Origin of the sequence: Hydrocarboniphaga effusa AP103, assembly GCF_000271305.1 — a bacterium.
Taxonomy (GTDB): Bacteria; Pseudomonadota; Gammaproteobacteria; order Nevskiales; family Nevskiaceae; genus Hydrocarboniphaga; species Hydrocarboniphaga effusa.
Genome location: NZ_AKGD01000001.1, coordinates 1,583,423 through 1,605,553 on the forward strand (window position 1 = coordinate 1,583,423; position 22,131 = coordinate 1,605,553).

Sequence of the window (22,131 nt, forward strand, 5' to 3'; positions counted from 1 at the left end):
CCCATGCAATGAATCCGCGTCCCCGCATCCACCTCACCGAGGTCGCCCCGCGCGACGGCCTACAGGCCGAAGCCTGCTTTGTGCCCAGTGCCGACAAGATCGCGCTGATCGACATGCTGTCGCGCAGCGGCCTGGCCAAGATCGAAGTCACGTCCTTCGTATCGCCCCAGGCCATCCCGGCGCTGGCCGATGCGGACGCCGTGCTAGGCACGATCCATCGCGCGCCGGAGATCATCTACACGGTCCTGGTGCCGAACCTGCGGGGAGCCGAACGCGCACTGCCATTGCGGCCGGACGAATTCAACCTGGTGATGTCGGTCAGTGAGAGTCACAACCGTGCCAACCTGCGACGCAGCTGCGAAGAGTCCTTCAGCGCCTTGCGCGAGGTCGTCGCCCTGGCACGCACGGCCGGCATCGCCATCAACGTCTCGCTATCAACCGCCTTCGGCTGTCCTTACGAAGGTGAGGTCGCTCAGGCACGTGTGCTCGACTGGGCATGGCAGTTCTTCGATCTCGGCGTGGACAGCATTGCGCTCTGCGATACCACCGGAATGGCCTACCCCGCCCAGGTTTCCACGATCAGCGCCGCCTGGGCGCGACGATGGCCGCTGGAGACGCTGACACTGCACTTCCACAACACCCGCGGCATGGGCCTGGCCAACGTGCTGGCCGGCGCAGCTGCAGGCGTCAGGCGCTTCGACGCTTCGCTGGGCGGATTGGGCGGCTGCCCGTATGCGCCGGGTGCCACAGGAAATGTCTGCACCGAGGACGTCGCGCACATGCTGGAGTTGCAGGGCTACGACTGCGGCATCGACATCGACATCCTGCTCGCCGCTTCCGAGAGGCTGCAGAAGCTGGTCGGCCACGAAGTCCCCGGTCAAATCCTCAAGGCCGGGCGGCGCCTGGAACGGCGCCCCGCGGCCATCGTCAAACGGTAAACAGTTCGAACAGCAATCGCCGCAGCCACTGGTTGGCCGGGTCGCGATGCAGCTTGGCATGCCAAAACAAGTCGATGGAGTGATCCGGCAGTTTGACCGGATGCGGCACGCATGTGAGCTTGAAGGGACCTTCGAGGCGTTTCGCGAGACGCTCCGGCAGAGTCGCGATCAGGTCGGTTTCCTGCAGGATATGGCCCATCGCAACGAAATGCGGCACTGACAACTGTATCCTGCGCTCGGCGCCCTTGCCGTCAATCAGCTTGTCAATTTCTCCGTGACCGGTGCCATGGAGCACCACCACGGCGTGTTTCGCCGAGTAGAAATCTTCCTTGCTGACGATCTTGCGCTTGGCCAGCGGATGCTGGTTGCGGAACACGCAGACGAAGCGCTGACGAAACAGGCGCTGGCGGAAGAAGCTGCCCTGCAGCTGCGGCAGCAGGCCGATCGCAAAATCCGCGCGGCCGCTCTCCATGTCGTCCTTCAGGTTTGCCGGGTTGTGGCGGATCGTCGACAGGGTGACGCCCGGCGCCATCTCCGCGAGCCGGTTCAGCAGCGGCGGAAGGAAATAGATCTCGCCGATGTCGGTCGCCGCAATGGTGAAGCTGCGCGTGCTGGTCGCCGGTTCGAACACACTCTCCTGGCTCAGCGCGCTCTTGATCGTATCGATCGCGTAGGCGATCGGTTCGGCCAGCTGCAGCGCACGAGGCGTGGGTTCCATGCCGTGAGAGGTACGAAGGAACAGGTCATCGTTGAGCAGCTTGCGCAGGCGGTTAAGCGCATTGCTCACCGCTGGCTGCGAGATCCCCAGGCTTTCGGCGACGCGCGACACGCGCCGCTCGATTACCAGCTGGTTGAACACAAGCAATAGGTTCAGGTCGACTTTATTCAGATCCATGGCGCCTCCATTTGAACCTGACGCGCGCTGGACCGACATTCAGCGGAGTGATGAGGTCCATTACTCTCATTCTATTGAATGATGCTCTGCCGTTCACGATCCTTTGGCAACAGCTGACAGACCAACGGTCGAGAATCGGAGAGCGCACTTCAATGACAAGAAAAATACGGCTTTGTAGCAGGGCCGACGTCCCCGCTGCCGGCATGCTGCCCCTGGACATCGCCGGCCTTCCGCCGGTTGCCGCCTTCGACGTCGGCGGCGAAATCTACGTCACCAGCAACGTCTGCACGCACAACGTCGCCCTGCTGAGCGACGGCTTCTTCGAGGGCGACACCATCGAGTGCCCCCTCCACGGGGGTTGCTTCAACGTAAGGACCGGTGAGGCCACGCAGTTCCCCTGTGAAGTGCCGCTGCAGACCTACCCGGTGATCGTCGAGGGCGGCGATCTCTATACCGAAATCAAGGATCACTGACGGACAAGCCGCCAGTCGAACGAGGAGACCAGAAATGACCAAGAGCGAATTCCCGGACCGCAACGGCGATGCCGCCTATGCAGCGAAATACTTCCAGAAGGAGTATGGCCACTTCATAGGCGGCACATGGGTCCAGGGTGCCAGCGGCGAGCGCATCCCGATGATCAATCCCGCCAACGGTCAGACTCTGTCGTATATCCAGTCCGGCAACGCCGAGGACGCGCGCCGAGCTGTCGATGCCGCAGCGCAAGCCTTTCCGGCCTGGTCGCTGACGCCGCGCTCCGAGCGCCAGCGCGTCCTCTACGAGATGGCGCGCCGCCTGCGTGCGCGAATGGCCGACTACGCGATGATGGATTGCCTGGACAATGGCAAACCCGCTATGGAAGCGATGCATTTCGACCTGCCGATGGCCATCGAGCAGTTCGAGATATTCTCCGGAGCTCCTTGGTTCCTTCATGGCCAGTCGATCGACGCACCTAATACCCTGGGTATCGTGCTGCGTGAACCGCTGGGGGTGGTGGCGCAGATCATTCCCTGGAACGTTCCGCTGATCATGATGGCCGCGAAGCTGGCGCCGGCTCTGGCTGCTGGCAACACCGTGGTGCTGAAGCCCTCCGAGATCGTCTGCCTGTCGGTGCTGGAGTTCTTCCGCGAGATGGCAGATCTTCTGCCGCCAGGCGTGGTCAACGTCGTCACCGGATATGGCCCCAGCGTCGGTGAGGCACTGGTGACGCACCCGAAGGTGCGCAAGGTCGCCTTCACCGGCTCCCGTCCGACGGCACAAAAGCTGATGCAGTACGCCAGCGTCAACATCATTCCGCAGACCATGGAGTTGGGTGGCAAGTCCGCCAATATCGTCTGCGAGGATGCCGACCTGGATGCCGCCGCCGAGGGCGCGGCGATGTCGACCGTGCTCAACAAGGGCGAGGTTTGCCTGGCTGGCAGCCGCGTCTTCGTGCACGAAAAGGTCAAGGATGTCTTCCTCGACAAGTTCACCTCCCTGCTCAAGCGCGTGAAGGCAGGAGACCCGCGCGAGCCGACGACGCAGATCGGCCCGCAGGTCTCCAGGACGCAGTACGACAAGATCATGGGTTACCTCGAACTCGGCCAGCAGGAGGGCGCCAAGCTCGCCGCCGGTGGCCGCAAGGCCGCCCCGGCCGGATTCGAGGATGGTCTGTTCATCGAACCGACGGTGTTCTTCGACGTCGACAACAGCATGCGCATCGCCCAGGAAGAAATCTTCGGGCCGGTCAGCTGCGTCATCGGCTTTCGCGACGACGAAGAGGTGGTGCGCATGGCAAACGACTCGGTCTACGGTCTCGGTGGCGGACTGTGGACCAGGGACCTCTCCCGCGCCCATCGCATCGCGCGGGGCTTGGAAACCGGCACGGTCTGGGTCAACCGTTACTACAACTTCCTTGGCGGCATGCCGGTCGGCGGCTACAAGCAGAGCGGTTTCGGCCGCGAGTTTGCCGCCGAGGTGATGAACCACTACACCCTGACCAAGAGCGTGATCGTCAACCTTGCTGAAGGTCCGATCGGCGTCTTCGGGCAGCAGTAAGCCTCCCTGCTCCTCCTTGGCGGCCACGTCGGCAGTGTCGACGCCGGCCGCCTTTTCTATTCCATAACACAATGGCCAGACACCTGATTACCCTCGAAGCCAGCGGTCAGAGCTTTCCTTGCGATGCCGGAGATACGGTGCTGCGTGCCGCGCTGCGTGCCGGAATCGCCTTCCCCTACGAGTGCAATTCCGGTGGCTGCGGCTCCTGCCAGTTCGAAAGGGTTTCCGGCGACCTCGAAGAATTGTGGCCTCAGGCCCCGGGCCTCACGCCACGGGCCCGCGAGCGCGGGCGGCAGTTGGCCTGCCAAACGGTCCCCAGCGGTGACTGCACACTGCGCGTCCGGCTCAAGCCAGACTGCCAGCCGTCGCTGCGACCCACGCGGCGGCGTGCGACCCTGGTATCGAGAACGCGGCTGACCGCCGACATGGCCGAGTTCAGCTTCCGCGCAGGGGACCCGGCGGATTTCCTGCCTGGCCAGTACGCCTTGCTGGACCTGCCGGGCGTCGCTGGCGCGCGCGCCTACTCCATGTCGAATCTGCCGAACGGCGAGGGCCTCTGGCAGTTCGTGATCAAACAAATAGGCGCCGGTCGCGGCGGCGCGGCTCTGTTCGAGGGCCTGCAGCCCGGCGATACGATCGGCCTGGACGGCCCCTACGGCATGGCACACCTGCGCCCGGACAATGACCGCGACATCGTCTGCGTCGGCGGCGGCTCGGGCATTTCGCCACTGCTGTCGATCTTGGCCGCTGCGGCACGGGCACCGCAGCTGGCGTCAAAGCGGCTGCTGCTGTTCTACGGCGGCCGTACGCCGGCAGACCTCTGCGCGCCGGCCCTGCTGGCGCGCGATGAGGCGCTGGCCAGAAGAGTCGAGTGCGTCACCGCGATCTCCGACCCAGCGCATGCCGGGGCCTGGGAAGGCCAGCGCGGCTTCGTGCACCAGGTGCTGCAGGGGTGGCTGGAGTCGGCGGGCGATGCCAGCAGATACGACTACTACTTCTGTGGCCCGCCGCCGATGACGGACGCACTGCAGCGACTACTGATGCTGGAAAAGCGCGTGCCAACCGCACAGCTGCATTTCGACCGTTTCGTCTAAGCGGACACACCGCGCCGGCAAAATGCCGGCGCGGTGATTGGAGACGAGCCTTCTGTACGATCAGACGTAGCGGTCCGCCACCTGGATGCTGAAACGGCCAATCTGCGCGATTTCCGCGTCCACCCGGTCACCGGGCAGCAACGGCCCCACCCCCTCCGGCGTGCCCGTGAAGATCAGATCGCCCGGATGGAGCGTGTAGAAGCTGGAGGCGTATTCGATCAGGCGCGGCACATCGTAAATCAGCTGCCGGGTATTGGCCGACTGCCGCAGTTCGTTGTTGACCCAGAGGCGCAGATCCAATACGCCGGGATCCGGAATCTCGTCCCGCGTCGCCAGCCAGGGCCCGCATACCGCATAGGTGTCCGGCGACTTGCGAAAGCTCTGCAACTCGGGGCCGCGGATCGTGATGTCCAGGCCGATGGCGTAGCCGGCGACGTAGTTCAAGGCCTCCTCGCGGGACACTTGGTGGCAGCGCCGACCGATGACCACCGCCAGTTCCACTTCGTGGTCATTTCGGCGATCGGGAAAGCGCAGGCGAATCTGTTCGGAGGGACCGATCAGCGCGCTGCTGGCCTTCAGGAACAGGCCCCAGTCCCAGATGCTCCGGGTCATGTCGCGCCCATGCGCAATGGCTGCGTCCTGGCTGGTCTCGTCGATGTGTGCCCGGTAGTTGATCGGCGCATTGACGATCTTGCCGGGATTGGCCACCGGTGAATCCAGCGCCAGGCGATCCAGCGCCAGGCGCGGTGCCTCGGGCAGCAGCTCCCGCACTCGCTCCAGTACAGTGTCGAAATGCAGGATCAGGGGATCGCCCTGTGCCAACGGCCAATGCTGCAGGGGGATCGCGGCCAGCGCCGGCGTCACGTCCAGAACGCCGTCTCCTACCAGAACTCCGAGGCGGTTGCCGTTGAATCGACAGATTTTCATGTCATGCCCCGCGCTTCAGGTCATATCCTTCAGCAAGCCCTCCGCGCGCAACGCGGCCTGCACCGCCTGGCGGGCGGCGATGCGCTGCTGGTATGCCCCGATCACCGGCCAGCGGCCAAGATCGAAACCGATGAAAGCGCCCCAGCCATTGACCGTGAACAGGTAAGCGTCGGCTATCGTGAAGCAATCGCCGACCAGATAGGTGCGGTCGCGCAGCTCGTTGGCCAGCCAGATATAGCGCCGCTCCAGCGCGGCTATCGCTGTCTGGCGCTGCTCGGCGGTGCAAGCCGGGTTGAACAGCGGGCTGTACTGCTTGTGCAGTTCGGAGGAGAAGAAGTTCAGCCAGGCCTGTAGTTGGTAGCGCTCTCGGCTGCCGACTGGCGGCGCCAGTCGCAGCCCCGGATTCTGGTCCGCGACGTACTGCAGGATCGCCGGCCCCTCAGTCAATACCGAGCCGTCGGCAAACTGCAGCGCCGGCACATAGCCCTTGGAATTGATCGAGAGATAGTCGCCGCCGGAGGCGGTCCGGCGGCTGGCCAAGTCGACCTTCTCCAGCTCGAAGGACAGGCCTGACTCGCACAAGGCGATGTGTGCCGCCAGCGAGCAGGCACCGGGACTGTAGTACAGCTTCAGCATGGGTTTTCCCCTATGTAATGGAGTTACAGGTTCTCGCCGCCGCAGACATTCATGATGCCGCGCACGCCGAAGCCGCCATCGCTGTTGATGACGACACCGGTGATGGGCGCCGCGTTTTCGCGCGAGGCCAAAAGGACGTAGGGTCCGCAGGTCTGTGCCGTCGTCGGCGCCATACGCAAAGGCGTGATTCCGACGATCATCTGGTCGAATTCATCGATCTGGTTCAGCGCCTGCTGCGCGGTCCCCGTCGCGGCCAGGCCGCTGAGGTTGGTGCGCAGGCCACCGGGGGCGACGCCGTTGACGCGCACCTTCGGTGCCAGCTCATGCGCCAGCTGCTTCACCAGGCCGACCAGCGCATGCTTGGAGGCGGTATAGATCGGGCCGCCTCCGCCGGCATAGAAGCCGGAATTGGAGATCGTGAAGATGATGCTGCCCTGGCTCTTCAGCAACTCCGGCAACGCTGCCCGGGCCCCGAGGAGGCCGCCCTTGACGTTGACCGCGAACAATTCATCGAAGGCCGCGGAAATCTTCTCAGGCTCCAGCTGCGGCAGGGCCTGGAAAAAATCAAAGATGCCCGCGTTGGCGATAAAGGTGTCCAGCCGGCCGAAGCGCGCGGCGGTCCGTTCCACCACACGGGCATTGTCCTCCCAGGTCGTGACATCGCCCGTTACGACCTCGACCTGATCGCCGAAATCGCGCCGCAGTTCCTCGCCGCGCTCGGCGCTGCGCTCCAGTACGCCCACCCTTGCGCCTTCCTTGATGAAGCGCTCGACCAGCGCCCTGCCAAGCCCGGAACCGCCGCCGGTGACGATTGCCACATTGCCTTCAAGCCATCCCATGCTTCGCTCCGCCATGTTGTTTCTCGTCTGTCAAAGGATCATCACCAGATTGCGGCCAGCCACCGAGCGCTCGTCGAAGTCGATACGTCGCTGCACCAGCCGCAGCGTGCCGAAGGGGCAGCGCCTCAGGACGTCCTCCCGGCAGTACACGAACTGGTCGATCTCGTAGGCGCGGCGCGTGCGGACCGCCAGGCAATTGCTGCGCGCCGCGAACTCGCCGTCCTTGCCGGTCTCGAACACCTCGACATTCGTCACCAGACGCCGGTAGCGCTCCGGCGGATCGACGCGCCACTGCATGCCGCTGTGGAACTGGTCGACACGCGCCTTGAGGAAGCCATAGTCGTCGTCGTACATGAAGACCTCCGCGGGCTGTCCATAGCGTTTCTCCTTGCGAAAGCGCAGTTCCCTGCTCACCACCATGTAGCGAATCGTCGGATCCACGATCTGCTCCAGCCAGTCGGACAAGCGCTCGGTGTCGAGCAACCGGGCCTCGCGGTACAACAGCCGCTCGGCCTCGCGCCAGACCGCGTCCGGAGCGTACTGTTCCGGCGGCACGGTTCCGGCCGTGTCCTGCTTCACCGCTACCGCTGCATCGTTTGCCATATAGGGTCTCCGGGGATCAGGCCGCTGCCGCGACGGTGGTCGGATCGGCTCCTGCCTCGATAAGCTGGCGCTTCCACTGCGAGTCGTTGGGATCCATGTCGTGCCAGTCCTTCGCGGCCATCACTTCCTGGTAGAAGCGGAAGTAGCCACGGTAGGAGGTCTCGCCGATGGCCGACTCGCCGACCACGCCCGGCAGTTCCGGGTCCTCGCGGTCACCACCGATACCCATTTGCGCGTTCATGAAGCCCTGGCGCGTGACATAGCCGCGAGACAGCTGGCTTTCCGATTCCATGTTGTCGTTGTCATCCGCCTCCCAGTAGCCCGCCACGCCGAAGGTGCGGTGCATGGAATTGGCGATGCGCTGCTTGAGCTCCGCCGGCATGTCCTTCTCCACAATCGCCCAGGTGAAGCACTCGGTGCGATCGGGCCCGTGAGGCTGCCAGACCTTGAACAGGTTGGATCCCCAGAGGTAGGTATTGTTGGGAAACACCGAACCGTTGATGTGCGAACCGTAGTAGCGCGCGCGCAGGGCGCCCACCGCTTTCTCGATCGCGGGACGCTTCTGGGCCTGCCACGCCAGTAGGTCGGCGGCCAGCTTGCCGTCGTGGGAGCCGGGGGCGACGTCGTAGAGGATGCCCAAACCGTGGCCGTAGCGCGTCGCCACCTGCAGGCCGGCGCCCTCCGGCGGCAGGCCCGCATTGCCGGCCATCGGCGCCAGCATGCCGCCACCGGCTTTCAGCGCGGCAGCATGGGTCCATCCAACGTGATAGGCATCGCCAACGAAGTTCTCGCTCGGCGCCTTCCAGTTGCAATGCACCATAGAGCGCCCGGGCGGTCCGATCAACTCGACGCCGCCGCTGGCTTCCATCCAGATATCCAGGTACCAGCGCGCCTCGCCCAGGTAGTCCTCCAGGCTCGGGGCGGCGGCATCAAAGCAGCCATAAACAAAACCGTGATAACTCTTCACTTTGGCTACTTCGCGCAGGCCATGCGTGGCCTTGTCCAGTCGACCCTTGTACAGCTCCTTCTCGAACGGCACGGACTGCAACGAACCATCCGAGCCATAGGACCAGCCGTGGTAGTTGCAGACGAAGCCCCGCGAATTTCCGGCTTCGACCGGACACAGGCGCGCTCCGCGGTGACGGCACACGTTGAGGAAGGCCTTGATGCCCCGGTCCTGCTGTCGCACGACGATGACCTCATCCTGGCCCATGCGCGCGGTAACGAAGTCACCCGGATTCGGGATCGCGCTCTCATGCGTCAGGAACAGCCAGCAGCGCGCGAAAATCTGCGCCATCTCCTGCTCGTAGATATCACGGTCATGATAGATGCGCGCGCTCTGCAGACCGTTCCGCACATCGATCAAGGTATTGATGGAACTCATGGTACTTTCTCCTGTATCGCAAACTTCAAATCGGGCTGCGCGAGGTACTCCTCGAGGAAGTCCAGGCGGTCGTTGCCCCACCACATCTGATCGCCGATCAGTATCGTCGGCACCCCAAAAACACCCAGTTCCTGGGCGCGCCTGTTGCTGGCGTCGTACCGCGCCTCGGCGTCCTCCGAATGGAGAAACCCGAGGAACTCGCCCGCGTCCCAGCCGAGCTCTTCCGCAACCTCCTGCAGAAGCGCGGGGTCACCCATATCGCCGCCCTCGCCCCAACAGCGGCGCCAGGCGACGCCTGCATAGGATTCCGCCTGGGCTCGGTCGATGGCATAGAACAGACCCTTGTTCATCAGGCCCGAGTCCAGCGACACCGGGAATTTCAGCGGTACGCCGTAGCGCCGCGCCCAGCGATCCATGTCGGTCACCAGGTAGCGCAGCTTCACCGGGATCTTCACGTTGGGTGGGCCGCTGTTGCCGGCAGCACGCTTGGCTGCCGGCAGGTCGATCGGGCAGTAGGTGATGCCGCGCCCATAGCGGCGCGCAAGCGACGGCAGCCGCTGGTGCGCCAGGTAGGCGAAGGGACTCATGAAGTCTAGGAAGAACTGCAGGTTGTGGGACACGGGGAGCTCAGGCCGCCTTCAGTTCGGCGAATCCGATGCCGGTGATCCACTGCGGCACCGGCTCGTACAGCATCAGCTCGGCCCTGGATTCTCCGAGAGCAGCCATGGCGCAGATCCAGTTGCGGATCTCCAGAGCGCCGTTGCCGCCCTCGCGCAGGATCTCCTCGTCGGACAGCGCGATCAGACCCTCGACGTCACCGGCGCCCGCAAGCGCCAGGATGCGGCGGTCGAAGCTCTCGTTGATGCGGCCCATTTCTGCACTGCCGACCCAGTGACTGATGCCGCCGGTTCCGAACACCACCACCCGCTCCTTGCCACCCCAACTGCCGATAGCGCGGCGGATGCTCTGGCCAATCTGCTGGGCACGACGCCCCTGCACCACCGGCATCACACCGCAGTTGAGATACACGGGAATGGTGCGCAGCCCGACATTGGACTTGACGCAGTAGTGATGCGGCACAGCCACCCCGTGGTCCACCGTCAGGGCCTTGGCAAAGGACCAGTCGATACCATCGTCATAGCCACTGAACAGGATGTGCTTGGCCAGCGGCTCGTTGTTCTCGATCACGCCGGTCTCGAAGCCGAGCCACTTCTCGGCCGGCCCCTCGACATCGCCAATGCCGATCAGGCAGCGCGGGATGCAGTGCGGCCCAAACAGCGCGTAGTGATCGTCTCCGATGATGATCGCAGTGTCGGCATCAAGTTCATCGACCCGGCGCGCGACCTTCTCGAAGGCACCGAGCACGCGGTCGCACTGCGCCGGTTCCGCCGCATCGGTAATGCTCGGGATCAAGGGGTCATGCGGCATCAGGAAGCCGCCCACTATTTCTGCCATTTCTATCTCCTTCGTAGGTCGGCCTCAGGCCGGACGGTTCATGCTCTGCATGTACTCGCCCATCGATCCAGGCCCGCGCACCGCCAGGAAAGCCATCATCAGCAGCAGCGTGCTGGTTTCGCGCCGCGCCATCGCGCCGACATCCAGATCAGCCAGGATGGCCCGCTCCGCTTCGTCCAGCCGGAACTCGGCCGCATAGGTCTGCGGGCAGGCGCGGTAGCGCTCTGTCTCCACCGGGTTGGTGCCGATCTGCCACAAGGCCTTTTCCAGTGCATTGGTACTCATGTCACCCTCCCCTGCTGTCATATTCGCGGTGCAGCTGTGCCCAACGCCGGCCAGACTCGCGGGCGCCTTCGAGATAAGCCTCCGGCACCAGCGTGTACGGCGGCCGGGCCGGGCCCGCTCGCATCCAGCCGGCGGCGTCCATGCGCGCCTTCTCCAGGCCAATGTTGTAAAGCGAGAACTCCTTGAACGAGCCTTGCGGGAACAGTGTCTGGTAAGTGCGGCCGATAGCTCCGGTCAGCGCCTGCGCCTGCGCCCAGTCGCCGCACTTCTTCGCCCGTTCCACCTCGTCGCGCAGCCGCAGCACCGGCGCCGGGCCGCAGACTGCGCCGCTGGTCCAGAACGCGGTGCAGGCCTCCGGCGCGATACGTGCGGCGGCGTAGTAGTCGGCGTCAATCGGCAGGAAGCGGATGCGTCCCTTGGTCAGATTCAGATCCGCCATCAGTGCGCCGATACCCAGGTACTTCGCCGTGATGACCTGCGGGATCTCCGCGACCTGTGCCCAGAACGGCCGCGGGAAATCGAACTTGAAGGCCTCCGGGTTGGCGTAAATGCAGATCGCCGTGTCCGGGCATGCCTCGGCGACGTCGCGGTAGAACTGCACCGCGGTCGGCACATCAGGCGCGCACCACATCGGCGGTCCGAGCATGACGCCGTCAATACCGATGTCGCGTGCCTCGCGCGTCTGCCGGATGGTCTCGCGCGTGCCCAGGCTGCTGGTGCCGCCGAACAGCGGCACGCGGCCACGCACGGTCTCGACCAGCGTCCCCAGGTAGGCGCGCTTCTCCTCCCAGGTCAGCGTCGCGCACTCGCCCAGGGAGCCCAGGGTCACGATCGCATCGACTCCGGCGGCGATCAGCTTTTCGGCCGCTCTCGCGGTTTCGTCGAGGTCAACGGTGTTCTGGACGCGCCAGTCGCCGGCGTCCGGGGTCGCGGGTGTGGGCATGATCGCCCAACACCCACGAACCTCATCGACAGTGAGCAACTGCCTGCCCATCAAGCACCACCGCTGCGCATGAACTGCGGGTTGAACATGCGCACCGGGCTCTTGCTTCCGTCAATCTCGGTGCGGAACTGCCCGGTGGTGCAGCGCTGGTTCTGCACGTCGAACATGCTGAAGCTATCGTAGATCGCCGCAAACTTGCCCTTGTTGCTCGGCAGATGATGCTCGGTAGAGGTGTGGCCGATCATCCAGGACTTCCACAGCTTTCCGGCGCGGTCATAGACCAGCGTGCGCGGCGCGACGAAAGTCTGGGAGTCGAGGTACATCACGCGGCGACCAACCGGCGAGGATTTATCAACCGGCGTCATCTCCACTTCGTGCACCTGCCGCAGCTGCCAGGTGACGTCGGGGAAGCACTCGCCCTTGCCGGTCATCGCAACGAACTTGTAGCCGTCCGGCTGCTTGTACTCATCCGAAAGCTTCTGCTCGTTATGGCGGTACAGCGGCATCAGCAGGGTCTTGGTTCCCTTGAACTTCCAGTTCATCTCGGCCACGCGCCCGAAGTAACCCTCGAAGTCCTGGATCATCAGGTCGGAACCGAGGAAGGCATCCGTGGTCTGGCTGGTCTCCAGGCGACGCACGCGGCGCTGGAAGCCCAGATACAGGTAGCCGTCGCTGGCCTTCTGGTCCTGGTCGAAGTTCAGAATCATCAGCTGCGTGTCCTGAACGTCCTGCGGGCTGAACGCCTTGCCGTAGATGCCGCGGAAGTAGTCGTTGGGATTGGGCGAAACCGCCGGGATCGGCTCCTCGGCGACACGGTGCTTGAAGTTCAGGAAGTTGAACTGGAATTCGACCGTGCGATCCACCTTTCCGGTGGCGGCGTTGCGGTACTTCCAGTAGAACGGCTTGATCTGGACGTTGTCGCCAGCCGAGAAGGTGTGACGGAAATTGAACGCCAGCTTGCGGCCGGCGTCGGGATCGCTGCTCGACGGCAGCTCCGGAAACGGTCGGCCGGCGCTGTAGCCTTCGAGGTTGCCACCGACGATCTTGACCTTGCCGATGTTCTGCCGTGTCGCCTCCACGTACTTCGGATGCACATCGAAGGAATCGGTAGGGCCAACCTTGATAGCCGGCTGCTCACCTTTCTTCAGCAGGTCGTAGGTGACCGGGTCCAGCACCGCCTTGAACTGGTCGGCATTGTTCTTGTCGATCACGACCCCGACGTTAACGCCGGGCGCCGTCGGCGCGCCGGCCTTGTAGGGGTAAAAGGACTGGTTGATGACTTCGTCGGCGCTCTGCGCCAGCGCCGGAGCAGTGAACAGCGTTCCGGCGAGCATCGCCAATACGGATCGGGTGATTCTCTTCATCTTGGATTCCTCTCGGGGGTTTATGCGTGGGGCCGGATCAGAAGAACTGGTAGCCCAGGGTGATAAAGACCTCGTCTTCCTTGTCCGATGAGCCCAGGGGGCCCTGGCGGAAACGGCCCAGCGGCTCGAAGCCGGTGAGACCGATGGGGCCGGCCTCCAGCAAGGGGCCGCCGGATGAGGCATAGGCGGTAAACGGCGGATAGGGGTTGCAGTCGCGGCAGTCGTTGAACTTCTGCGCACCGTCGCCGAACTTGACGTTGGCACCGATCGAGATCTTGAAGTTCTGCGATAGCAGGTAGTCGACCGAAGGCTGCATCGCGTAGGCACCAGCCTTCCAGTCGCGCGCCATCACCAGCTTGGGCTGCAAGCGGTCTTGCAGGTACCAGGTCTGGATGAAGAGCGTGCCGGTCCAGTTGTCCTTCCAGTCCGGCATGCCGATCTGGCCAAGCTGCGCCTGCTCCAGTTCGTGATCGAGCAGGTGCTGGCCGAAAATCTGCAGCGAGAACAGGAAGGTTCGGTCGGCGTTCAGGAAGGGAATGAACGTCAGGCGATCAAGCCCGACGACGTAGCGCGCGACGCGCGACTTGCTGTACAGCTCGGGGCGCAGGGTATTGGGAAACTCTTCGCCCCAAGTCATCGCCGCTTCGATGCGTGCCACTGTCTTGATCGGCGCGATGGTGAAGTCGAGCGAACCGCCGAGCAGCTTGACGCGCGGGAAGGCGATGTCGAAGGCGATCAGGTAAGGCACCGGGCGTGGCACGGTGTTGTACTGGCCCACCCCCGGCAGCAGTTCCGGCAGTTGCAGGTCCACCGGCAGCAGCAGGTTGGCGAAGGGACTGATCGCTGGCGGTCCCCCGGAGCCACCATGCAGGCTGGGCAGCTGCGAACGGTAGAGCAGGCCATTGAGCGAGAAGCTGACGTCGCCGAGCACGCCCTCGAACTTGGTGCCGATCTGCGTGTTGGACAGCGTCCAGTTCGGCAGCTGCACCTCGCGGATGCCGACCTGGTTGGGGCCGAAGTCCGTAGTCATGGCCGTACCCGGCTGCCCGAGGATTGGCGGCACCAGGGCAAAGTTGGACACCGTACCGCCGTTATCCCAGAGATTCTTCATGCCGCGGAAGAAGCAGCCGGCATCCAGGATGACGTTGGCGGTGCCGCATTGGCCCAGGCTGTTGGGGCGGAACTTGTCGAAGTTCCATACCACCTGCCAGTTGAGATCCTGCAGGGCCCCCACCGGGCCCATTCGGTACTCTGCCGTGGCGATCCACATCGGGATGCGAATGTCCTGCAATTCGTCATAGATGTTGTTGCGCGAGTAGTCGACCGGGTTGATGACGTCGAGCACGCGAAACAGATCGGTACGGCCCCAGATGACCTGCTGCTTGCCTACGCGGAAGAACAGTTCCTGCTCCTCGTCGCTGAGCGGCGATGAGAACAGCAGGGAACTGTCGAAGTAGGCTTCGCGCAGCCAGTCGAGGCGGTCGGCATCAGCGAATTCCGGGAAGCGCAGATCGTTCTCGCTGCCGTCCATGTAGCCGCGGAGGCAGCCGCGGGAATCCACGTCGCAGGGCCGCACCGGAACGCCGAATGCGACACCGCCGCCCGGCCGGTGCAGGGGCTCGCCCAGCACGATCATGCCGTCGTTGGGATTGTTGGCCAGGTTGAAACCGAATTGGCCGAGGCCCGCGCCCGGCACGCCGTTGAACACCCCGTACTGCAGGTTATTGCCGCCGAAGGCGCCGCGGCCATGCGCCACGCAGCCGGCCGGGATCAAGCCGGAGGTGTCCTCCAGGCAGATCGGGCCACCGGCATTGCGGCCGTACTCCTTCGAATTGAGGTCATAAACACCGTCGTAGGTGCCACGCAGCTTCAAGGTCAAGGAGTTGCCGGTGAAGGCACCGAGATCGTCGAACTCGCGATCTGCCTCGAGGCGCAGGGTATTGCGCTCCTTCGACAGGCCGACATCCTGGCGGACGCGGGTATCGTTCTCCAGGAAGCCATTGATGCGCCATGCGCCCAATTCCCCGGCCTGTACCGTCTTGCCATGCAGGGCCAAGCCCCATGCGCACAATCCCATCACGAGGCTTCCCAATGCCTTTCCGGCAATCCTCATCTGATTCACTCCTCTCTCAGGTCTCTGGTTATTCGGCGGCTGACTGGCGCTCGCAGCCGGGCGTGGCGAAAGCCGGGGACGATGCCGCCTTGGTTGCACCCGCGGGCGCGGCGGACGAGGCCGTCACGAAGCCGGGGCGGAAGGCGAGAATCCAGGCGGGTACGACGACCATGGCGCCAATGGCGTTGAGCACCAGCATCACAATCAGCAGCAGTGCGGCCGAGGACTGGAAGCGCAGGTCTGAGAAGAACACCCACATGACCACACCAGCGACGAGGGTCGTTGCGGTGAACATCACCGCAAGGCCAGTGGTGCTGATGGCATGGGCGACGGCATCGTGCAGCGCTCGTCCCTTCTCTATCTCGTCGCGAACGCGGTCCATCACATAGATCGCATAGTCGATGCCCACGCCCATTCCCACCGCGACCACCGGGATGATGTTGACGTTTATGCCTACATTGGCGATGCCCAGATAGCCGTAGCTGAGCACCGTGGCGAAGATCATCGGCAGGATCATCAGCCAGCCGGCGTGCGCCGAGTTGTAGTAGGTCGCCACCATCAGGAACGATGCGATCAACACGAAAGCCGTGACCATGACGCTGTCATGGAAGTTGGCCTGATTGATAGCGGCGTTGACGCCGACGACACCGGCCGCCGGCTCGATCGTGAAGCCCTCGATACCCTTGCCGTAAAGCTCGGCGCCCTGCTTCGCGCGCTGCACCGCCGCCTCGATCGTCTTCGCCTGCAGGTCCGGCAGGTAGAAGCTCAGGTTTGCCAGCGTCTCCTCGGGGTTGACGTACTCGCGCAGGGCTCCGGGTACCGGACTGGAGTACTCGAAGGCATACATCAGGCTGCCCACGCCGCGTGCGTCTCCGGGTATTTGCAGCCAGCGCGGATCGCCCTCGTGGGTCAGGCGATTGACCTGCTTCACCAGGTCAGGGAGGCCCTTGGCGGCGCCCACCACCGGCTCCTCAAGCATGTAGCGCTCGAATTTCTCCATGGCTGCCATCGCCTCGGGGCTGCGCAAGCCCTCGCGCTCGCTGGAGCGGGCCACCACGAACAGTTCCTCACTGCCGGGGAAGCTCTCCGAGATCAGGTGCGCCGAGCGGTTGTAGTCGTGGTCACGCTTGAGAATCGGCGAGCCAGGCTCGGACTCTCCGAACTGCACCTGGGACGCGCCCCATGCACCCAGCCCGAGCAGCACCAGGGCGCCCAACAACACCGCACGGCCGACGCCGGCGTTGGAGACCGGCTCCACCATCCGGTGCAGCGTCGCCGAAGTCTGGTCACGGCTGTTCTCAGTGCGCCGGGGCTGCGGTAGCACGGTCAGCGCCAGCGGCACCATGAAGTGCACTGTGAAGATCACCGAGAAGGCCCAGAAGCCGGCAAAGGCGCCGAGATGCTTGTTGAACGGCGCCGCGCCGATCGCCACCGCGGCGATACCGATGGCGTCGACGATGATCGCCAGGGAGCCCGGGCGGAACAGCGCGTCCAATGCATTGCGCGCAGCCTGACGACCGTTCTGGGTGCGCGCCAGTTCGTAGTAGTAGCGCTCGACCAACTGCACCCCGTGCGAGGTCGCACGGGCGGCAATCAGAAAAGGGATCGGCATCGACAGCGGATCGAGATGAATGCCGACCAGATTCATGAAGCCCAGGCCCCAGGCCGAGGACAGGAGAATGCCCAGCAATGGCAACACGATGCCGTAGAGGCGGCGGAAGTATCCCGCCAGCAACAGGATTATCAAGGCCGTGGTGTAGAGCAGAATCTCGACGATCTGCGGCAGATAGGTGTAGACCCAGCCGGTCAGCACCGGGTTTCCCACCGCGTAGATGCGCAGGCCGTTGCGTGCTTCCGCCTCGCGGATCTTCTGCAGCCCGGCGAAGGCTTCGAGCAGTTCGTCGGAGGTCGAACTGTTCATCTGTGCCCGGATGATCGCCACCTTGCCATCGGCCGACACCAGGCGCCCGCTGATGCGTGGATCCGCCTGCACCTGCAACTGCAAGGTCTTCAGTTGCGCCGGCGTCAGCGCCTCGGCATTCGGGTCGTAGTAGGGATCGGAGCGGATCGTGCCGGCTTCATTGATGTAGACCCGGCGCGTCGTGCGATGCGTGATGCTGGCCACGAGGTTGTGATTGACCCCCGGCAGCATGTCGATGCCCTGCGTAATGCGTTCGATCGCGGCGAGTGCTTCGTTGCTGAAGATCGTGCCCTGCCCGACCTCCACCGCAACCGTGATGACGTTGGCCCCGCCAAAAATCCCGCGCACCTCGTTGTGCAGCTGGATATAGGAATGCTGCTGCGGCAGAAGGTCCTCGAAATCCGACGCCATTTTCATGCCGGGGATCTGGCTGGCGAAGAACGCCGACAGGCCGAGAATCAGCGCGAGCACGAAGCGCGGGCTGGCAAAAATCCACTCTTCGCCCCGCTGCAGCGCGGCGACTATCTTTTGGCGAATCAATGGATGCCCTCCGATTCGATATTCACCATCGCCGGCGTGCTGGCGCCGGAACCGCCGACCACGATCAGGGACGAGCGGCCCGGGAGGGCGACGCCGCCACGGAGGTAACCGCTGCCGGAGGTAGCGCTCGGCAAAACCCGCCATTTGCCGTTGGATCCGCGCTGCTGGATCAAACCGAGTTCGCCGACAGCAAATAGGCGGCCACCGGCACCCGAAAGAAACCCGTACATCGGCACACCGGCGGCATTGGTTTCCGGCGTCCAGCTCTGTCCGCCATCGCGGGTGCCGAGGATGATCCCGCCGCGACCCGTCAGCCAGCCGGTATCGGCGTCGGTGAACCAGACGTCGAAGGCGTAGAAATCGTCCGGGATGGGGGGCAGCATCTCCCAGCTGGCGCCGCCATCGCTGCTGCGCGCAACGATGCCAAACTCACCGGCGACAACCGCATTGCCGGCGTCGATGAATCGGATGGTGGTGAGGATCGCGTCTTGGCCAAACTCGGTCTTCTGCCAGCTCACTCCGCGATCGCCGCTATGCAGAACAGTGGAATAGGTCCCAACGACCCAGAATCCGCCGTCCGGAGCACACGCCAGGGCCATAGGGGTGAAGTCCTCCGGCATCGAGCCCGCGGCAAGGCGCCAGCCGGTGCCTTGTGCATTCCCAGTCCAGACACGGCGATGGAAGTCGAGTGCGACAAAGCTTCTGTCCGCGCAGGCCGCGACGTCGATCAGCGCCGCTCGGCTCTCCAGCTTTTGCGCTTCCCAGGTCTTGCCGGAATCGGTCGAACGGGACAGTAGGTCATTGCCGACAGCCACGATCGCCTGGCCATTCGACGCAATTTTTTGCAGGTCGTCAGCGACGTGCGTGGCGCCATGGGCGATCGGCGAAAAGGCGGCAGCCACAGCAAAAATGGCCAGGATCGCGCTGGGCAATCCAAGATGGAGCGCCAGTGGCGCGGGACGGCTCATTGCCGAGTCTCCTCCGAGTAGTAATAAACTGCGGAGGGAGAATCAGTGAAGCAGCGATATAAGTGAACCCGATTGCGGGAATGATCGCCATCACTGGGATGAATAAACTGGTGCTATCCCTCGGTCGACAAAAAGGGAACCGCGTTTCCTGCAGAAAAAGCGGATTTTGGTAGCGGAAATCGCCGCGCGGCCGCTCGCTCTTGGCACCAGCGGGGAGCAACCTCGATCTGCAACGTAACGCGGATGAGCGTGCAATTTGCCGGGGCGGAGTGGCGCTCTATCCCGGGCCTGCTTTGTGGGAACCTACTGGATGCCCCGGCGGCCTCCGAGCGGGCAGTCGCGTGTTCAGCTGCTCGCTGCGACAGCAAGCATCATTACCGCATGGTCTTTGTCGCTTCTGTGCTTGAGCCCTGCCAAGGCGTCGCGGCTTCGCAAGGGTTCCGACCTGCGGAAGTAAGAAAGGCCCGTCATTTCACCGGCGCTATATTGCGGGGATGGCCCTGCAGCTCTTGCGCGAGAAATAGAGCGGTTCGACTGCCCGTTTCCTGAGATACTTGATGCGGCGTGCCGCTCGCCACCAGCCGGCCACCGGCGTCGCCCGCGCCCGGACCCACGTCGATCACCCAGTCGGCTTGCATCACCGCGCGCATGTCATGCTCGATCATCACTACCGTGTTGCCCGCATCGACCAGGCGCTGCAATTGAACCAGCAGCCGATCGGCATCCGATGCATGCAGCCCGGTGGTCGGCTCGTCGAGCACGTACAGGTTGCGGCCGCGCTGGCTGCGCTGCAGTTCAGTGGCCAGCTTGATGCGCTGCGCCTCGCCTCCGGACAGCTCGGTAGCCGGCTGTCCCAGGCGCAGGTAGCCCAGCCCGATCTCGATCAGCAACTGCAGTGGGCGCGCCACTGCATCCTCGCCGCCGAAGAATTCATGCGCCTCCTCCACGGTCATCTGCAGCACCTGGGCAATGTTGCGCCCCTTCCAGAGCACCTTCAGTGTGGCTTCGTTGTAACGCGCGCCATGACAGGTCGAGCAGGGCGCGTACACACTGGGCATGAACAGCAACTCCACGCTAACGAATCCCTCTCCCTCGCAGGTTTCGCAGCGTCCCTTCGGCACATTGAACGAGAACCGGCCCGCATCGAAACGGCGGCGTCGCGCATCGGGGGTAGCGGCGAAAAGCCTGCGCACGTGATCGAACAGCCCGGTGTACGTCGCCAGGTTGGAACGCGGCGTGCGGCCGATCGGCTTCTGGTCTACCTGCACCAGGCGCTGCACGGCGTCCACATCGCCGGCGAGGTGGCCTCCGGTGGTCTCGATCACCGCAGGCCCATCACCGTCCTCTGCTTCGACCGGATCGTCCTCGGGCTCGTGCCCCAGGTGCAGCAGCACCAGCTCGGGCAGCGCCTGCGCCACGAGGCTGGACTTGCCGGAGCCGGAGATGCCGGTGACGGCCGTCAGGACGCCCAGCGGTATGCGCGCATCCACCCCACGCAGGTTATGTCGACGGATACCCTGCAACTCCAGCCAGCCGGCGGGTGTGCGCCCGCGGCTGCCCGGCGCGGGGATCTTGGCGAACAGGTAGCCCGCAGTGCGCGACTCGGCGACGTCGCGCAGGCCGGCAGGCACGCCGCTGTAGAGAACGCGGCCGCCGCGCTCACCGGCCTCCGGGCCGACATCCACCAGCCATTGCGCTCGGCGCATCAGATCCAGGTCGTGCTCCACCACGAGCACCGAATTGCCCGCGTCGCGCAGCCTTTCGAGTGCGCCGTATAAAGCCTGGCTGTCCGAGGGATGCAGGCCCGCCGAGGGCTCGTCGAGCACATAAACCACGCCGAACAGCAGGGAACTCAGCTGCGTGGCAAGCCGCAGGCGCTGCAGTTCGCCGGCCGAGAGGGTCGGCGTTGCGCGGTCCAGCGTCAGGTAGCCCAGGCCCAGCTCCCGCAACTGGCGCAAGCGCGCCAATACCCCGTCGGCCAGCCGCTGCGCGGCGAGGCGCTTTTCCTCCGACAGCGCGGAGCTGCGACGTACATCGGGCGATGCCGCATGGACAGCCCGGCCCGAGGCCGCACGCGCGGCACGGTCGCGGCGCGTGACCTCCTTGTCGGCGCCCGCTCCAGCGGCATGCGCACGGAAATCGCCCTTGGCAATGGGTTCCAGCAAGGACGCCACCTGGTCCAGCGGCATTTTCAGGAATTCGCCGATGTCCGCCCCGGCGAAGGTCACCGAAAGCGCCTCGGGCTTGAGCCGCTTGCCGTGGCAGGCCGGACACGGCTGGCCCTTCATGAAGCGGGATACGCGCTTTCTCATCAGCGCGCTCTGCGTGTTGGCGAAGGTCTGCAGGACGTAGCGCCGTGCGCCGGTGAAGGTCCCCATATAGCTGGGCTCCAGCTTGCGCCTGAGCGCCGCGCGGGTTTCGGCAGCTGTGAAGCCCGCGTAAACCGGCACGGTGGGCGTTTCCTCGGTGAACAGGATCCAGTTGCGGTCTTTCCTGGAGAGGTCCTTCCATGGCCGGTCGATGTCGTAGCCCAGGGTCACCAGGATGTCGCGCAGGTTCTGCCCGTGCCAGGCCGGCGGCCAGGCGGCGACCGCACGTTCGCGAATGCTCAGTGACGGGTCCGGCACCATGCTGGCTTCGGTCACCTCGTACACATGTCCGAGGCCATGGCAGCTCGGGCATGCTCCCTGGGGCGTGTTTGGCGAGAAATCCTCGGCATACAGCATCGGCTGGCATGGCGGGTAAGCGCCGGCGCGGGAATACATCATCCGCACCAGGCTCGACAAGGTAGTCACGCTGCCCACGGAGGAACGTGCGTTACTGGATCCGCGCTGCTGCTGCAGCGCCACTGCAGGAGGCAGGCCGTCGATCGCATCGACATCCGGCACGCCCGCCTGATCGATCAGGCGCCGCGCGTACGGCGCCACCGACTCGAAGTAGCGCCGCTGCGCCTCGGCATAGATGGTGCCGAAGGCGAGCGAGGACTTGCCGGATCCGGAGACGCCGGAAAACACGACCAGCGCATTGCGTGGGATGGCGACGTCAACGTCCTCGAGGTTGTTCTCGCGTGCGCCACGCACTTCCAGGAAACCGCTGGCCCCTGCGGTGCGGGATGAACCACCGGAAGCAGGTTTCGTCATTTTTTCCCCCGAAGGTTGTGAGCCGCATGTTTCGGAAACAGCGCGCAGGGCG

General features: G+C 64.3%; 19 protein-coding genes. 4 read left to right on the top strand and 15 right to left on the bottom strand.

Features of this window, described 5'->3' with window-relative positions:
• Positions 1 to 8: 8 nt before the first annotated feature.
• On the top strand, positions 9 to 938 hold the full coding sequence (locus tag WQQ_RS06995) for a hydroxymethylglutaryl-CoA lyase (RefSeq protein WP_007184414.1): 930 nt from the start codon (positions 9 to 11) through the stop codon (positions 936 to 938).
• On the opposite strand, the gene WQQ_RS07000 is transcribed toward WQQ_RS06995, so the two are convergent.
• Complete coding sequence (locus WQQ_RS07000) at positions 928 to 1,833, bottom strand: LysR family transcriptional regulator (RefSeq protein ID WP_007184415.1); 906 nt, start codon at positions 1,831 to 1,833, stop codon at positions 928 to 930. The genes WQQ_RS06995 and WQQ_RS07000 overlap by 11 nt on opposite strands.
• 152 nt (positions 1,834 to 1,985) lie before the next feature.
• On the opposite strand from WQQ_RS07000, the gene WQQ_RS07005 reads away from it, so the two are divergent.
• The 3 genes from WQQ_RS07005 (at position 1,986) to WQQ_RS07015 (ending at position 4,961) form a co-directional block, all read left to right on the top strand.
• Positions 1,986 to 2,306: a non-heme iron oxygenase ferredoxin subunit gene (locus WQQ_RS07005; protein ID WP_040453672.1), complete on the top strand. Its 321-nt coding sequence runs from the start codon at positions 1,986 to 1,988 to the stop codon at positions 2,304 to 2,306.
• A gap of 34 nt (positions 2,307 to 2,340) precedes the next feature.
• The gene (locus tag WQQ_RS07010) at positions 2,341 to 3,867 is read left to right on the top strand and encodes an aldehyde dehydrogenase family protein (RefSeq protein ID WP_007184417.1); all 1,527 of its coding nucleotides are present in this window, start codon (positions 2,341 to 2,343) and stop codon (positions 3,865 to 3,867) included.
• 71 nt (positions 3,868 to 3,938) lie between these two features.
• The gene (locus WQQ_RS07015; RefSeq protein WP_040453152.1) at positions 3,939 to 4,961 is read left to right on the top strand and encodes a 2Fe-2S iron-sulfur cluster-binding protein; all 1,023 of its coding nucleotides are present in this window, start codon (positions 3,939 to 3,941) and stop codon (positions 4,959 to 4,961) included.
• A gap of 60 nt (positions 4,962 to 5,021) precedes the next feature.
• Here WQQ_RS07015 and WQQ_RS07020 read toward each other — a convergent pair whose 3' ends face one another.
• From WQQ_RS07020 to WQQ_RS07085, 14 genes are all read right to left on the bottom strand, one after another.
• Positions 5,022 to 5,888, bottom strand: coding sequence for a fumarylacetoacetate hydrolase family protein (locus WQQ_RS07020; RefSeq protein WP_040453154.1), 867 nt, complete (start codon positions 5,886 to 5,888; stop codon positions 5,022 to 5,024).
• A 15-nt stretch (positions 5,889 to 5,903) separates the two neighbouring features.
• The gene (gene gstA / locus WQQ_RS07025; RefSeq protein WP_040453673.1) at positions 5,904 to 6,521 is read right to left on the bottom strand and encodes a glutathione transferase GstA; all 618 of its coding nucleotides are present in this window, start codon (positions 6,519 to 6,521) and stop codon (positions 5,904 to 5,906) included.
• Between the two features lie 26 nt (positions 6,522 to 6,547).
• Entirely contained in the window at positions 6,548 to 7,363 is an 816-nt protein-coding gene (hcaB, locus tag WQQ_RS07030) for a 3-(cis-5,6-dihydroxycyclohexa-1,3-dien-1-yl)propanoate dehydrogenase (RefSeq protein ID WP_007184421.1), read from the bottom strand.
• Between the two features lie 30 nt (positions 7,364 to 7,393).
• Positions 7,394 to 7,966: an aromatic-ring-hydroxylating dioxygenase subunit beta gene (locus WQQ_RS07035; protein WP_007184422.1), complete on the bottom strand. Its 573-nt coding sequence runs from the start codon at positions 7,964 to 7,966 to the stop codon at positions 7,394 to 7,396.
• 16 nt (positions 7,967 to 7,982) lie between these two features.
• Positions 7,983 to 9,350 carry an aromatic ring-hydroxylating oxygenase subunit alpha gene (locus tag WQQ_RS07040; RefSeq protein WP_007184423.1) on the bottom strand — a complete coding sequence of 456 codons (1,368 nt, stop codon included), beginning with the start codon at positions 9,348 to 9,350 and terminating at the stop codon, positions 7,983 to 7,985.
• Positions 9,347 to 9,970, bottom strand: a complete 624-nt coding sequence (locus tag WQQ_RS07045; protein WP_007184424.1) for a 2-hydroxychromene-2-carboxylate isomerase — start codon at positions 9,968 to 9,970, stop codon at positions 9,347 to 9,349. Before WQQ_RS07045 ends, WQQ_RS07040 begins: the two co-directional genes overlap by 4 nt.
• Positions 9,971 to 9,977: 7 nt before the next feature.
• On the bottom strand, positions 9,978 to 10,805 hold the full coding sequence (locus tag WQQ_RS07050) for a DODA-type extradiol aromatic ring-opening family dioxygenase (protein ID WP_007184425.1): 828 nt from the start codon (positions 10,803 to 10,805) through the stop codon (positions 9,978 to 9,980).
• Between the two features lie 24 nt (positions 10,806 to 10,829).
• Positions 10,830 to 11,090, bottom strand: a complete 261-nt coding sequence (locus tag WQQ_RS07055; protein WP_007184426.1) for a hypothetical protein — start codon at positions 11,088 to 11,090, stop codon at positions 10,830 to 10,832.
• 1 nt (position 11,091) lies between these two features.
• Positions 11,092 to 12,033, bottom strand: a complete 942-nt coding sequence (locus WQQ_RS07060) for a dihydrodipicolinate synthase family protein (protein WP_007184427.1) — start codon at positions 12,031 to 12,033, stop codon at positions 11,092 to 11,094.
• 50 nt (positions 12,034 to 12,083) lie between these two features.
• Positions 12,084 to 13,397 (bottom strand): DUF1329 domain-containing protein, encoded by a 1,314-nt coding sequence (locus WQQ_RS07065; protein WP_007184428.1) that lies wholly within the window; start codon positions 13,395 to 13,397, stop codon positions 12,084 to 12,086.
• Between the two features lie 37 nt (positions 13,398 to 13,434).
• Positions 13,435 to 15,510, bottom strand: a complete 2,076-nt coding sequence (locus tag WQQ_RS07070; RefSeq protein ID WP_040453158.1) for a DUF1302 family protein — start codon at positions 15,508 to 15,510, stop codon at positions 13,435 to 13,437.
• A 28-nt stretch (positions 15,511 to 15,538) separates the two neighbouring features.
• Positions 15,539 to 17,971: an efflux RND transporter permease subunit gene (locus WQQ_RS07075; RefSeq protein WP_007184430.1), complete on the bottom strand. Its 2,433-nt coding sequence runs from the start codon at positions 17,969 to 17,971 to the stop codon at positions 15,539 to 15,541.
• Positions 17,968 to 18,939 carry a WD40/YVTN/BNR-like repeat-containing protein gene (locus WQQ_RS24715; RefSeq protein ID WP_007184431.1) on the bottom strand — a complete coding sequence of 324 codons (972 nt, stop codon included), beginning with the start codon at positions 18,937 to 18,939 and terminating at the stop codon, positions 17,968 to 17,970. The genes WQQ_RS07075 and WQQ_RS24715 overlap by 4 nt, the downstream gene beginning before the upstream one ends.
• Positions 18,940 to 19,406: 467 nt before the next feature.
• Positions 19,407 to 22,079 (bottom strand): excinuclease ABC subunit UvrA, encoded by a 2,673-nt coding sequence (locus WQQ_RS07085; protein ID WP_007184432.1) that lies wholly within the window; start codon positions 22,077 to 22,079, stop codon positions 19,407 to 19,409.
• Positions 22,080 to 22,131 lie beyond the last annotated feature (52 nt).